Source organism: Okeania sp. (assembly GCF_035285525.1).
Classification (GTDB): domain Bacteria; phylum Cyanobacteriota; class Cyanobacteriia; order Cyanobacteriales; family Microcoleaceae; genus Trichodesmium.
In genome coordinates, this window is sequence record NZ_JAYKGW010000109.1 from 14,542 (window position 1) to 28,956 (window position 14,415).

The window sequence follows — 14,415 nt, forward strand, 5'->3', positions numbered from 1 at the left end:
TCATATCAAATCCGGTAGTATCCTTATAATTTAAGCCCTGTAGGAGTTTGTTCTCCAATTTATCGGGAACCGTACCCTCTACAGACTCAGACTTTTCGCTCTTTTCTGATAGTAGAATTATATTCTCCAAAGCCAGCGGATTTGATATAACCAGGAAAACTTCTCCCTCTTCCCTACAAAGGAAGAGGGAGTTGGAAAGTTACCCAAAATTTCAGTTTAGACATTTTACTATCGGTTGCGATAAGGCTTAGACTTAGAGAAAGCATAGAGCTAATTGTTAAGTCTTAGGAGAAAATGAGATTCCCAGATTCCTCGACCACAGTTTATATCCCTTTAGAATACTGCTGTACGATTCCTCCAAAAGTTAACTTTTATTATCAATTTCCGTAGTGGCCATGTCTAATGATTTATTCACCCCTAGCCATTTAATCATCTTGGGGTTACTCCTGAGTTTTGCGATCACTCATAGTGGTTTAGCTGCCCTCCGACCCTGGGCGGAAACTAAAATTGGTCCCAGACCCTACCGCATTCTATTTGCCCTAGTTAGTCTACCACTAGCAGTAGTTCTAATTATTTACTTTTTCAACCATCGTTATGATGGCTTACAGTTATGGCAGTTCCAAGGTGTCCCAATTGTCAAACCTATAGTCTGGATACTATCAGCCATTTCCTTTCTTTTCCTATACCCCTCTACATTCAATCTCTTAGAAATTGCGGCCATTCAAAAGCCTGAAGTCCATCTCCATGAGACAGGAATTATTCGTATTACTCGTCATCCCCAAATGGTAGGCCAAGTAATATGGTGTATTGCCCACACCCTTTGGTTAGGGACAAGCTTTACTTTAGTTACCTCAATTGGCCTTGTTATCCACCATTTGTTTGGTGTTTGGCATGGAGATCGCCGACTAGAGAAGCGTTTTGGTGAATCTTATGAAAAATTAAAATCTCGAACATCCATTATTCCATTTCTGGCCATTATCCAAGGACGTCAAACCTTACAGTTCCATGAGTTTCTCCGATGGGCTTACCTTGGGGTAGGAGTTTTTGTATTCTTGTTCTGGCAAGCTCATTCTTTATTAATCCATGCAACTGGGAACATATATTGGTAGCATGATCCCAGGATATAAAAAATTTAATTAATATACATTCAAGGATCATGATTCTGCCAGTTGAGGAAAAAAATTTTAAAAAAGAGGTATTGGAGTCCACCAAGCCAGTTTTAGTTCATTTTTGGGCACCTTGGTGTGGCCTATGCAAAATGATTGTCCCCCAATTAGTTAAATTTCAATCAGAGTGGAATGGCCATTTAAAACTAATAGGGGTGAATGCTGACCAAAGTTTAAGGCTGGCCAGTAAATATCAACTAAAAACTTTACCCACCCTAATTTTGTTTGAAAATGGCCAAATAGTTAATCGTATCGATCATTTTCAGGGACGAGAAGATTTCCGGCGGACATTAGATGCTTTTATGTTGAACTATCAAGATCGTCGCGACGCTCAATTTTTGCAACGACAGTTAATTCCACTAAGTCAAAATTATGGCATTCAGAAATTCTGATAGATTTTTAGGGTGTGTCATCAATTAGATGTTAGAAGCTTTATCAACAAAAGTAGTGGACTGACAAAGCTAAAACTGTTCATTACATCATTGGGGGGGGGCGGGTTTATCTAACAGAAGCGGGAAAATCGTTCATTTAACTGAGAAACCCGCCCCTACCGACCGCACAATTTCAGGTATGCCCTCCCTGTATCTGAACCTATCCAACCGCGATCGCCATTTTTACATAACAGAGAATAGCCTTTTTGTCAACTTATTTAATTGATGACACGCCCTAGGGAATAATAATTGTCTTTGGAGCTAGTTTTAGCTGGTTTGAATTTTCTGATAGTTTGATATTTGGCTATGTTTTAAAGACCGTAGGGGTTTGGCCTCCAAACCCTCTAGGGAATAATAATTTTCGCTCTTTTCTAATAGTAGAACGTTATTCTCTAAAGCCAGCGGATTTGATATGATAACCCAACAGGGAAGTTGTATCCAACTTCCCTGCCAACCAATAAACCCGGTTTCTGCAAGAAATCTAAGTCTGCTTCTTACTTGAGCATAGCTGCCTTCTGCCTTCTTACTTCTTCAAACAGATACCATTGCAGTTTCTAGATTTGCTATTAATTTTAAACCAAACTCTTTCTCAAATGCTTCCTTCTTATATTCCAAACTCCATAATTCTAATGCACAATCATCTTCCGGGTCAGCAGGTCGTAACCAGAGATGAAATTCTTGTTTATTTTTATTTAACTGACATTTCACATTAGCGATCGCTCCTATTTGTCGTCTATCTAAAGCCACCGCCAACCTTAACAACGCACTCAACTCAGAGACCAGTTGTTGATATTTTTTCGGTAAATTGTGATAATGTTCATGCTTTTTTTTCGGTAAAGTTTTGCGGTGATAACGAGCTAAATTAGCAATAATTTCAATTTCAATTTCACTATACCCCAATAACTCCCCATTTCTAATCAAATAATAAGAATGTTTATGGTGTGCGGAATGACTGACATATACACCACAATTATGCAAAATTGCTGCTGACCATAATAACTCTCGTTCCTCATATCCCCAATTATGCAGCAACCCTTGAGTTTGGTCAAATAAATGCAACGCCAAAGAAGCAACCCGCTCCCCATTCTCGATATTGACTTGATATTTTTGGGCAATTTTGAGAGTGTTTCGTTGCCGAATTGAACTTTGAAAACGGAGGCGATCATCTATCAAACCATGATTTAACATCCAGTCAACTATTACCCCCTCCCGCAAACTACTTTCGCAGACAGTTATTGACTCCATACCTAATAAACTCATTGCTTCCTGTAACACGACAGCACCCCCCAGAATAATTTCTGCTCTCTTTTCTGACATACCAGGAATTTCCAATCTTTCAGAAATAGATAATTTCCTCAACTTATTCACTAATTCTTTCAGTTCAGCGAAACTAAACTGATAACCACCCAAAGGAGTTGGTACATTCCCCAACTTTTCATAAGCATGAATAGTTGCTAAAGATTCTATAGTACCAGCAGTTCCCACTAACCGAGGTTTTTCATCTTTGTTGAGATTAGCTAATAATTCTTCTGTCGGACGTTCTAATAAACCTCTACTGTAAGCTTGCAAATAAGCAAACTCACTCTCATTAATGGGGTCTGTAGTCACAAATTCTTTTGTCAAACGTACTGCACCTACTTTGGTACTGCTCAGAGTTCTTGATGTTTTGCTATCACCTAATATCAATTCTGTGGAACCTCCACCAATATCAATGATAATATGTGGTTGGTTGTTAAATTCCATTGCTGAAAGCACCCCTAGATAAATTCGTCGTGCTTCTTCTTTACCTGAAATTAAGTTAACATAGAGATCTAATTCCTTAGCTATTCTCTTGAGAAATTCTTTGCCGTTGGGTGCTTCCCGTACAGCACTGGTGGCAACTGTAATGATCTGTTCAGCATTAGCACCTTCAGCAATTTTTTGGAAACGCTCTAAAGTAGCGATCGCTTTATCCATCACTTCTGGTTTTAAATTACCTTTGGGCTCGCAGTCTCCCAGTCTAACTGTTTCTTTGTCTCGCTCAATAATTGTAAAAGTGGGAAACTTGGGGTCGATTTTTACTACTACCAAATGTAACGAGTTTGTACCCATATCTATTGCTGCTAAGATGCGGTCTTTGTCTCCCAGTGGAGTACGAATTTTAACCAGAGGAACAGATGTAACCATATAAATGTATCCTAAATTACAAGTGTGTTTCATTTTATCAGAACTTATGCGGGTGAATCAGGAAACTGGATTTCTTTGTATAAGTCCTAAGATTAAGTAATCTTATCTTTTTTATTATGACAAAAAATTATAAAAATGGACTTTTAATATTGACAAATTATTGATTTTGAGGTTTGTATAAAAAATTATATGATGTCCTGTTGAGTAATTAGATTTCCGTGGAAGGAAGGCACTTATGCTGAAGGCAGAAGCTTTTCTGCCATTTTAACCTTCATTCTATAGACGCACGGTGCCCTAAAAATCCGATGCTAGTGGACATGATATTAGCAATCAGGAGTTACGCACGCGCAACGTATTTCTGTCATTGCGTTTTCGGTGCTTGAGCCGACATGTTTGCGTAGCAGTCCCTATACGATAACGGTCCGCGACATGAAAAGCGAAGCTTTGCGAAGCGCAAGTGACAGCGTTTCGCTCCGCAACATGGAAAGCGCAGCATGACCTCAGGAAATGCGAAGCAGTCGGTCAGGATAGCAATCTCAAATGTTGACATTGTGTTCCTCATGGGTAAGTCCTGGTAATAATAGTTATATCTGAAAAAAATTACAGCAGTTTTCATCTCGGTAGACCACAGTAGTGGCGAATGGTCATTTACTCCGACATGGTTTTGGTTGTGGTGATGTAGTTCATCAATCTTAAAAGCGCTTTAATTTGATACAGGACTTACACAACTGCAACGTATTTTCGTCCGATACGACGGTCGGGAAGCAATCTTAAACCCCTGTTTTTCCTACCTCATGGCTTTAGTCCTATGACAAAATCAGGACTTACGCAAAGGCTATATGTATAGAGTCTTGGTGCGTTACGAGATACGCTTTTCATGTCCCGTAGCGAAACGCACCCTACAGATAGCTTTAGTCCTATGATAAAATTAAAGAAGCGATCGCCTTAAAAAGATATACAGGACTTACACAAAGGTTCTATATATGGAGTATTGGTGCGTTACGCTACGCTAACGCACCCTACCAATAGGTATATATGGAGTATTGGTGCGTTACGAGATACACTTTACATGTCGCGTAGCGCTTTGGCTTTTGCCGACATATAAAGCGGAGCTTTGCGGAAGGCAAAACACACCCTACCAATAGCGTTCATGGCTTTAGTCCTAATAATGACAAATAAAAATTATTATATTCCCCCTTCAATAATAATCAATATAATTATTAGCTGTTTCTGGCTGCAGTTCGTAAGTCATTTAGTTCATCTACTAACTGAGGTAGTCGTGTCTTGCCTTCTTTATCTAAAGCAGATTTAGTCTGGAGCCAATCGATAAGTAACTGTTTTTCTTCAGCTTCATCATCTTTGTCTACTGACATAAACCGAACAAAGTAAGGGATATTAAATTCAAGATAGTGGGTGAGAATATCAAAAGGAGGAACAGTCCAATCAATTTGCCAAATCTGTTTTGTTAGACTAAAAAAAACTCTTGCTACAGGATTATCTTTATATTTTACTATGGCAGCATTAAGATCTTGTAATAAACTTTCCTTATTCATTTAGACATCTCCAAAAATATTACATTTCTTCTTTGATCTTTATATAAACTATGTTAGATACATTTTTATATGTAAAATTATTACAATTATTTGTCTAATTGTTACAATCATCTGAGAAGGTCATTTCAGTTATCAGTAGAGAGTGCCGAATAAATTCGGAGGCTTGAAATACTGATTTATCGGGAACCGTGTTAAAATTTTTTCATCACCCGAACAAGGGGAGGCTTTATACCTCTTTTTTTGGTAAGGAAGAAGGAAAAAGGAAGAAGCTTTAAGAGAAGAAAAAACCTTACAGAAGGTAGATATTCCTGCAGTTTTTACACGCTCCGATACCAAGGGATATGATATAAATTAAGATTTGTAAATAAACAGAAAAAAATATTAATGATTAGCAGAATTTTTCCCAAAAAATAATAGAGTACAAAAATACCCAATACAGCGCTTTTCAAATGGATTAACCACGTCCCCATAACCGAAATCTTGTAGAGATAGAGACGTTTGGCTGCGCGACATGGAAAGCGGAGCATTCCGGAACGGAAAACGCATTTTTGTTATGCAACGTCCCTACTGTGGTTTACTGACATGAAAACCGCTATAACTAAAGCTAAGAGAAAATTAAATTTTTTGCCCTATCTATTAGCCAATAAGTCATCATTTCTCCCTTACCTTTAACTGGTGTAAGACCTCGTGACTCTAATAAAAACTTATCTTTTAAAAGTTGATAAGTAGCTTCTGTAACTTGAATTTTACCAGGGGTTCCACTTGACTCCATTCGAGACGCTACATTTACTGTATCACCCCACAAATCATAACTAAACTTTTTAATACCAATGACTCCTGCTACTACTGGTCCAGTATTAATACCAATACGAATTTGGAAAGGTTCCTCCTGATCGTTAAAAAATTTTCTAATTGCCTTTTGCATATCTAATGCCATTTTAGCGATTACCTCTACATGATCTTCTCTAGCTGTGGGTAAACCACCAACAACCATGTAAGAATCTCCAATTGTTTTAATTTTTTCCAAATGATGTTGTTCAGTCAATTTATCAAATTCTGAGAAAATTTGGTTCAATATATCTACTAATTCATTAGGAGATATTCGAGCGGAAAAGCCTGTAAAATCGACAATATCAGCAAATAAGATTGTCACATTTTCAAATCGTTGAGCGATTGGATGTTGATTTTGTTTTAATTTAGTGGCAATCTGAACAGGTAAAACATTTAATAATAAACTGTCCGATTTTTCTTGTTCTAACCGCAATGCTATTTCTATAGACTTACGTTTTGTAATGTCTTGAATAGTTCCTTCATAGTAAAGTGTTTCTCCCTTAGAATTACGAACTACACGAGCATTTTCCGAAATCCACATGACACCACCATCACCACGATAAATCTCTGATTCAAAATTTGATACAGAATCATTTTTTTCTAGTTGGGCAATAAATTCAGAGCGACGTCTGGGGTTAACATATAATTGTTGAGCAATATTATTTAGCTTATCCTTTAATTCTGCTTCTGAGGAAAACCCATACATTTTAATTAAAGCTGGATTGACACTGATAAATCTGCCATCAGGAGTAGTTTGAAATATCCCTTCTGCTGCATTTTCAAAGATGGTACGGTATTTTTCCTCTGCTTTTTGTAAAGCATTTAGTACCTGTTTGCGTTCTGTAATATTACGCGCCACCCAAATTACACAATTATCTGGTAATGGTGAAACGTTAGCAGTAAACCAGATTTCTTCAAGTTGAGGAATAGAACAGTTGGGAGCGGGAAGCGATCCGTTAGATTCGTGATTAGGAATTTTGGATGAGATATCCCATATAGAATGATTTTTTTGACTTTTAGGGTCTCTAGATGCTAGCAAACTATATTCTATATTAACAGTTTTTTGGGTATTCAGCACTTGTTGAATATTGATCATAAACAGGTTAGCTTGCTGAGGAGGCAAAACTTCATAAACACTTTTACCAATTAATTCGCTACTAGGACTATATATTACTTCAGAATTAGTAGATAAGATATTGACATATCTACCTTTGGCATCAAAGACAGTAATGACATCAGTCATGGCCTCAAACAAAACCCTTAGCTCTGCTTCTGATTGTCGGAGTGCAGTCTCTACACGTTGACGTTCCGAAATTTCCATCATTAGCAAATGATTTGATTCTTTTAAAGCTCTAGTACGTTCCTCAACCTTACTTTCTAATTGTTGATTAACTATTTGTAAAGCTTCCTGTGCTTCTTTGCGTTCTGTAATATCTTCAACAGTTCCTTCATAACGAATTAATTGATGATCTCGATCATAGACAGCTCTAGCATTTTCCGAAATCCACATTCGAGTGCCATCTTGACGATAGATTTGTGATTCATAATTAACTACCGCACCTTCTTCCTGTAATTTTTGCATAAATTGTTGCCGATACTCAGGAGGGCCGTAAAGTTTATGTTGTAAGGAGACGAAATTAGCAATCACTTCTTCCGGAGAACTATAACCATAAATTCTAGCTAATGCTGGATTAGCACTGATCAAGTAGCCATCTGAAGTAGCTTGAAAAATTCCTTCAATAGCATTTTCAAAGATAGTACGATATTTTTCTTCAGCTTCTCGTAAGGCTGCTTCCATACGCTTGCGATCGCTAATGTCAATGCCGATCGCAAAAGCTGCTGCTCCTCCCGCATATTTTTGGGCAACAATTAAATAATTTCGGGGAATACCATTAACATAAGCAGATATTTCTCGATAATCATCTTCAGCAGAGCTAGCAAAAAATTCTGCCATAAATTCAGTAAATTCTTCACTAGCTTTAAGAAAACCAATATTTTTGCCAATAAAAGCTTCTGTGGGTAAATTGTAAGTTTCTGCTAAATGTTTATTAACTCCTAAGTAATGTAAATCTGAGCTAATCCAAGACACAATTCCTGGTATTGTATCTAAGATAGTTTGGAACTTTTCTTGAGTTGCTCCCAGTTTTAACTCTATTTGTCTGTGTTCAGTGATATCAACCTCTACTACAAATGCTGCTTGATTTTGATTATATTTGTGAGCAACTATTAAATAATTTCGGGATGAATTTTGGTATTGTCCAGTAATTTCAAAGGTGATTTCTTGTTCCGAACTAGCAAAAAAATCTGCCATCCCAGAGATAAATTGAGAATCTTTATTTATAAAACCAATATTTTGACCAACAAATTCTGAGCGTTTTAGGTTGAAGCGATCAGCTAATTTCTGATTAACTTCAATATAGGTTAAGTCAGAATTAACCCAGGAAACCATTCCTGGAACAGCTTCCAATACTGTTTCCAGTTTCTCTTTACTAACTAAGACACTTTTTTCTGCTTGTTTGCGTTCGGTAATATCTATTCCGACAATAAAAGCAGCTTGGTTTTCATTGTACTTTTCGGCAACAATCAAATAATTTCGAGGTTCACCATGAATTATTGATATAATTTCACGAGTTGTTTCTGAAGAGGAACTCTCAAAAAAACTTCTGACAAAATCATTAAACTCAGAACTTGTTCCTAAAAAGCCAATATCTTGCCCCATAAATTCTGCTCTGTTGATACCAAAAATATCAGCTAACCGTTGATTAACTTCTATATAGTGTAAATCTGAACTAATCCAAGATACTGTACCTGGTACTGCTTCTAATACTGTTTCTAATTGTTCTTTAGCTGTTCTTAGCTTTTCTTCTGCTTGTTTACGTTCCGTAATATCTATACCTACAATAAAGGCAGCTTGACTTTTATTGTACTTTTCTGCCACTACCAAATAATTTCTGACTTCCCCATTAACTATTGATGTGATTTCACGATTTGTTTCTAAACACGAACTCTCAAAAAATTCTTGGACAAAATTATAAAACTCAGAACTTGCCCCCAAAAAACCAATATCTTTCCCCGGAAATTTTGTTCTGGGGATACCAAAAATATCAGCTAACTCCTGATTAACTTCTATATAGTGTAAATCTGAACTAATCCAAGATACTGTACCTGGTACTGCTGCCAAAACTGTTTGTAATTGTTCTTTAGCTATTTCTAAACTTTTTACTGTTTGTTGGTGTTGTACAATTTCTTCTATTAACTGATCGTTTGATTCTTTTAGTGCTGCAGTTCTTTCTTCAATTATTTTATTTAATTTTAATTCTTGTTCAGTTAAGCTGCCAGGTGAATTAGCTTTCTCAAGTTTACTAACAGTTTGACGAAGTTCTCTTAATTCTTGAATTAGCTCCTCTTTAGTTTTATCTTGATCATTCATAATTTCAAAATATTGTGTATGCACCACAATTTATTTAAGTTTAATATATACAAAGTTTGGCTATATATACTTGAGAATAGGAAGTAAGAAGTACAGATTTCTTGCTGATGATAGCTATACCAAAAGCTTGATCAAATTGGCTGTATATTTATTTAATATTATGTCCAGTTGAATAATTACACTTTATAGGAAGGCACTTATACTGAGGGAATCTCCCCTACCCCCCTTTCAAAGGGGGGACAGGTAAAAGGGAATATTGGTTCAAAATAAAAAGGTTTTTTATAACTAATTATCCGGACATGATATAACAAGTTTAATATTTAAAAAAGGTATAAAATACTTAATTATTGAACTTTCTAGTAGATGCTGAGTAAGTTCTGATTCTGTATAACTCCTGTAAACCTTAAATATCTCTATTTTTTTTTACTATTGAGGAGATTAATACAATATAAGCATATCTTAAGTTATATTAACATAATTATCTTTAATAATCTAATAAATGTCAGAAACTAACCCTGAAAAATAATAATAAAGTCCTGTTCGATTATAACTAATTAACTAATTAGCTAAAGTTTATGTTTTTATATTCTAAATCGCAGTTGTATTGGTGATATCCGGAAAATATAGCTGAAATCGGAAATTAGAAGCTTAAGCAAAGCAGGACTTACGCATAAACACAGTTTATCTCAGAAGTTTTGTGGTTTAAGCAAAAATGATCAGGGTAATAAACCCACTTTTGGTTCTAGATGCGTAAGTCCTGATCGAGAAAGAAAAACTATGTGGGGCTTTTCTTTGGAGAGTCCCTACTACATTCTACCCAAATGGAAAGTTTTGTAAACCGAGGGTAGACAGTTATTTAACTTTTCAAAGAAACCTAGCCCTTTGTCTCTAATTATACACTTTGTTTGACTTAAAGTCAAGTCATCTATACTACGGCAATGCAGTCAATTTCTACCAGCACGTCTTTAGGTAAACGGGCAACTTCGACACAAGCACGAGCGGGTGCATTTTCAGAGTCGAAGTGTTTGCTGTAGATATTGTTGACGGTAGCGAAGTCGTCCATGTTTTTCAGAAAGACTGTGGTTTTGACGACATTTGACCAAGTAGCTCCTGCTTCAGTGAGGATAGCTTCCAGGTTTGCCATAACTTGTTCTGTTTGTTTACTTACGTTGTCGGTATAGACTACTTGATTGATTCTGGTGTCGATCGCTATTTGACCAGAAACAAAGATCATTTGGCCAGTGGCAGCGATCGCTTGATTATATGGGCCAACTGGATCTGGTGCTTTGTCGGTTTTGATTATTTTGCGAGTTGTCATGTTTAGATTTGTTGTTGATTTTGTTGGTTGATGATTGGTGGGTATTTCTGTTTGAATAAACTTTTCCCCATCGGGCATTATAGTACCAGTAAAATCTGCATTTTTTATATTCCATCCATAAGTTTTAGCACCAAATAAATTTGCTTTACTAAAGATTAGCACTTTCTAAATCTGCTCTTATTAAATTAGCACCTTGTAAATTTGCTCTTTCTAAATTAGCTTCTTTGAGACAAGCTTTACTTAAGTCAGCATTACTGAGGTCTGACTTTCTGAGATTTGCATTATCTAATTTAGCCAGAATAAAATTAGTACCTTGAAAATCTCTTTTACTCAAATCTGCTTTTTAAGTTCTGCTCTTCTACTAAAATTTGATTTTGTACATTTTGCACAGACTAGCTTGGCATTTTTTAAAGATGAATAGCTTAAGTTTGTTTATTGAACATCAGCATAGCTTAAATTTATCTGATTTAAGTCTGTATTTGAAAAATTTAATCGGGAAATAATTGCCTTAGATAAATTTACTTGACTCAAATATACTCCTAAAAAGTTGCACTATTTAAGTTAGCTTCTGTCAAAAAAAATTTACTTAAATCTGCCTTTAATAAATCTGCATTAGAAAAGTCTATACCAGTTAAATCTTTTTCCTCAAGGTCTATACCCATTAGTTTTTTTCACGGAAATCTCTGACTCCACCTTCATACTTTTCTATAAGTTCTCTAGCATCCATAATTTACCTATTGATTAAATTTTTCTGATCTTACCACTATTGGTATGCACGAAATTATCAATATATAGCCATAATAAATGACTCTAAAAAAATAGTAAGGGTTGGGAGATAAAATACCTACTATCAAATATTATAATCTCTTGAAAATTGCTATAGCAATCTTATTTTATTTTTATACAAAATCAAAAAAAAATTAGAAAAAACTTAACTTGTAATACATGATATGTAATGGCTTGAGGGTTTTTAGATACTTTTTATTTGCCACAACCTATTTAGGATTGCTATATAATATAATTATCGAAGCAAATCAAAATGAACCAGTATGAAACTGAAAATAATCACCACTATTACCCTTTTATTAATTGCCTCTTTAGCAACCCCTATTCTAGCAAAAAATGTTGAAGAACTACAACAGTTTTTAGAGGACCCATTAAAAGTTTGTCAAGGATGCGACTTTAGTGGAGTTGACCTTAGTAATATCATACGACGCACTGCCAGACTAAGACAAACTAACTTAAAAAATGCCGACTTAAGTAATAGTAATTTTAGTGGTTCTTACTTTACTTGTGCTGACCTAACTAATGCTAATCTACAAAATATTAACCTCCAATGGTCTAATTTAGTTGATGCTAATCTTAGTGGAGCTGACCTTAGAGGTGCTGACTTGAGAAAGACGGATTTAAGTGGTGCTATTTTCGATGGCGCTTTAACAGAAGGAGTAAAATTAGAAGGAGCAAAAATGCCTGATGGAGCAACTCTTTATGATGGTCGTGGTTTAGAATCATTTCAACCAAGACCAATTCTTTCTCAAAGAAGATTTCAATGTTTAGGAGACCAAAAATAGACAGTAATATAATTTCCAGTTGAATAGTTAAAATTAAATTTTTTTACTAATAGATAATTGACATATAGCAGTCAGTTATGGTTTGTGAAAAGAGGATATAAATTGTATTATAATTATATTAAATTTTGTGCGTGCAGAATTCCTTACATTTCATTCCTGATTGCTATATTTTCAGAGTTTATTTCTAGTTTTTGAATTGTTATATCATATCATGGTAAGCATTTCCTGCGGAATGCTGCGCCAACACCTATTAACAATAAAAAGCTCAACCTTAAGGACTAAATTTCAAGGAATATAGACTTAAAAACAGGATTTTGTATTCAAATAAAATTTCTGATTTATCGGGAACCGTATCATAAAGCTTTTATTAGAATAGGACTTACGCAAAGCTACTATATGTGGAGTTTAAAAACTATAACGTTATAGTTTTTGACGCTATATATGTGGTCTTGGCGTAAGTCCTGTAGAAATTAAAAGTAATAGCTCAATTAATTGCGCAGTTGCTCCGTAGGAGGCTAGCTTATAGCTTACGGCTAAATGCTTACATATCATGTCCCAATAATTAGCGCTCAAAAAACCTTTTAACCAATATTCCCTTTTGCATCTCTTGGTGAGCATTCCCGTGTCTTACGCTGACGCTTGATCTGACCGCTTGTGTCTGTCCCCGACGTGGCATCTAACCGGTTGCGTCTGTTGCCAACGTAAAACTTGACCGCTTGCGTATATCGCCGATATGGGGTAACACCGCTTCTGACTTTCGCCCTCTGCTTTCCTTACCTCCGCTGATAGCTGAATGCTTACACCTTAATTATCAATTATCCATTAGTAATATGTCTATCTATAATTCCAAATCTACCAATAATTTTGCAGTTAATTAAAATCATATTGCAGCAGCAGCTAATCGTTTATATTCTGTAGCTCAACGGACACCTGCAATAACTTCAAAACTGTAAATAAACTGACTAACTGTGAGGTATTTTTTAAGTGTGAAAATTTTCAACGTACAGGTTCATTTAAGTTTAGAGGAGCTGACAATGCTTTATCTAAACTATCATAAATTCAAAATAAATCAGGTGTATTAACTTATTCTTCTGGAAATCATGCTCAGGCGATCGCTCTCATAGGTAAATTATTAAATATTCCGACAACTATTGTGATGCCACACAATGCTCCAGACGTTAAAAAAAATCTGCTACCCGTGGTTATGGAGCTGAGATAATTTTCTATGATATAAATGAAGCCAATAGAAAAGATTTAGCTGAAAAAATTGCTCAAGAAAAAGGTTCTACAATTATTCCACCTTATGACCATATTGATATTATTGCCGGACAAGGTACGACTGCTTTAGAGTTAATTGAAGAAGTAGAAAGTTTGGATTTACTATTAGTATGTTGTGGTGGTGGAGGTTTACTTTCTGGCTGCGCGATCGCTACTAAAAATTTATTAAAAAACTGCAAAGTTGTGGGAGTTGAGCAAAAAAATGCTGATGATGCAACTCGGTCTTTTTATTCTCAAACTCTGCAAATTATACATAATCCTAACACTATTGCTGATGGTGCGAGAACGCCTTTTTTAGGTAACTTAAATTTTCCTTTAATCTTGAATTATGTTGATGATATGGTGACAGTTTCTGAGTCAGAAATTTTAAGAACAATGTATTTTATTTGGGAGAGAATGAAGTTAGTAATAGAACCTACTGGAGCTTTAGCAGCAGCAGCTTTGTTAGAAGGAAATATTAAAGTTTCAGATATTAGAGTGGGAGTAATTATTAGTGGGGGAAATGTAGATTTGAAGCAAGTAGGAGAGTTGTTTAAATCTGTTCAGGAATAAAGTCTGGTGAACCCAGAAAATTGGTTTCTATGATAAACCGGGTTTCTTCTTCTACAAGAAACCGGGTTTTTTCTTCTAGAAGAAACCGGGTTTCTTCTGTGTAAGTCCTACTGTTGTTT

At 35.6% G+C, this 14,415-nt stretch carries 10 protein-coding genes and 1 pseudogene; 4 read left to right on the forward strand and 7 right to left on the reverse strand.

Annotated features, from left to right (window positions below):
• Positions 1 to 395: 395 nt before the first annotated feature.
• Both VKJ25_RS10305 and VKJ25_RS10310 read left to right on the forward strand, forming a co-directional pair.
• The gene (locus VKJ25_RS10305) at positions 396 to 1,109 is read left to right on the forward strand and encodes an NnrU family protein (RefSeq protein WP_324236545.1); all 714 of its coding nucleotides are present in this window, start codon (positions 396 to 398) and stop codon (positions 1,107 to 1,109) included.
• 47 nt (positions 1,110 to 1,156) lie between these two features.
• A complete protein-coding gene (locus VKJ25_RS10310) occupies positions 1,157 to 1,558 on the forward strand; it encodes a thioredoxin family protein (RefSeq protein WP_324236546.1) in 402 nt (133 codons plus the stop codon).
• A 570-nt stretch (positions 1,559 to 2,128) separates the two neighbouring features.
• Here VKJ25_RS10310 and VKJ25_RS10315 read toward each other — a convergent pair.
• From VKJ25_RS10315 to VKJ25_RS10345, 7 genes are all read right to left on the reverse strand, one after another.
• Positions 2,129 to 3,763 carry a Ppx/GppA phosphatase family protein gene (locus VKJ25_RS10315; RefSeq protein ID WP_324236547.1) on the reverse strand — a complete coding sequence of 545 codons (1,635 nt, stop codon included), beginning with the start codon at positions 3,761 to 3,763 and terminating at the stop codon, positions 2,129 to 2,131.
• Positions 3,764 to 4,983: 1,220 nt separating this feature from the next.
• Positions 4,984 to 5,316 (reverse strand): hypothetical protein, encoded by a 333-nt coding sequence (locus VKJ25_RS10320; RefSeq protein ID WP_324236548.1) that lies wholly within the window; start codon positions 5,314 to 5,316, stop codon positions 4,984 to 4,986.
• Between the two features lie 604 nt (positions 5,317 to 5,920).
• Positions 5,921 to 9,577 carry an adenylate/guanylate cyclase domain-containing protein gene (locus VKJ25_RS10325; RefSeq protein ID WP_324236549.1) on the reverse strand — a complete coding sequence of 1,219 codons (3,657 nt, stop codon included), beginning with the start codon at positions 9,575 to 9,577 and terminating at the stop codon, positions 5,921 to 5,923.
• A gap of 925 nt (positions 9,578 to 10,502) precedes the next feature.
• Positions 10,503 to 11,057, reverse strand: a complete 555-nt coding sequence (locus tag VKJ25_RS10330; protein ID WP_324236550.1) for a RidA family protein — start codon at positions 11,055 to 11,057, stop codon at positions 10,503 to 10,505.
• Positions 11,044 to 11,229 carry a pentapeptide repeat-containing protein gene (locus VKJ25_RS10335; protein WP_324236551.1) on the reverse strand — a complete coding sequence of 62 codons (186 nt, stop codon included), beginning with the start codon at positions 11,227 to 11,229 and terminating at the stop codon, positions 11,044 to 11,046. The genes VKJ25_RS10330 and VKJ25_RS10335 overlap by 14 nt, the downstream gene beginning before the upstream one ends.
• A gap of 98 nt (positions 11,230 to 11,327) precedes the next feature.
• A complete protein-coding gene (locus VKJ25_RS10340) occupies positions 11,328 to 11,426 on the reverse strand; it encodes a pentapeptide repeat-containing protein (protein WP_324236552.1) in 99 nt (32 codons plus the stop codon).
• An 8-nt stretch (positions 11,427 to 11,434) separates the two neighbouring features.
• On the reverse strand, positions 11,435 to 11,557 hold the full coding sequence (locus VKJ25_RS10345) for a pentapeptide repeat-containing protein (RefSeq protein ID WP_324236553.1): 123 nt from the start codon (positions 11,555 to 11,557) through the stop codon (positions 11,435 to 11,437).
• 387 nt (positions 11,558 to 11,944) lie between these two features.
• Between VKJ25_RS10345 and VKJ25_RS10350 the strand changes: the two genes are divergently transcribed.
• Complete coding sequence (locus tag VKJ25_RS10350) at positions 11,945 to 12,466, forward strand: pentapeptide repeat-containing protein (RefSeq protein WP_324236554.1); 522 nt, start codon at positions 11,945 to 11,947, stop codon at positions 12,464 to 12,466.
• A gap of 884 nt (positions 12,467 to 13,350) precedes the next feature.
• A pseudogene (locus VKJ25_RS10355) lies at positions 13,351 to 14,296 on the forward strand (threo-3-hydroxy-L-aspartate ammonia-lyase).
• Positions 14,297 to 14,415 lie beyond the last annotated feature (119 nt).

Bases quoted from the DNA above. Each gene is read 5' to 3' on its own strand.
- VKJ25_RS10305 (WP_324236545.1), top strand. From the start codon at position 396: ATGTCTAATGATTTATTCACCCCTAGCCATTTAATCATCTTGGGGTTA.
- VKJ25_RS10310 (WP_324236546.1), top strand. From the start codon at position 1,157: ATGATTCTGCCAGTTGAGGAAAAAAATTTTAAAAAAGAGGTATTGGAG.
- VKJ25_RS10315 (WP_324236547.1), bottom strand. From the start codon at position 3,763: ATGGTTACATCTGTTCCTCTGGTTAAAATTCGTACTCCACTGGGAGAC.
- VKJ25_RS10320 (WP_324236548.1), bottom strand. From the start codon at position 5,316: ATGAATAAGGAAAGTTTATTACAAGATCTTAATGCTGCCATAGTAAAA.
- VKJ25_RS10325 (WP_324236549.1), bottom strand. From the start codon at position 9,577: ATGAATGATCAAGATAAAACTAAAGAGGAGCTAATTCAAGAATTAAGA.
- VKJ25_RS10345 (WP_324236553.1), bottom strand. From the start codon at position 11,557: ATGGGTATAGACCTTGAGGAAAAAGATTTAACTGGTATAGACTTTTCT.
- VKJ25_RS10350 (WP_324236554.1), top strand. From the start codon at position 11,945: ATGAAACTGAAAATAATCACCACTATTACCCTTTTATTAATTGCCTCT.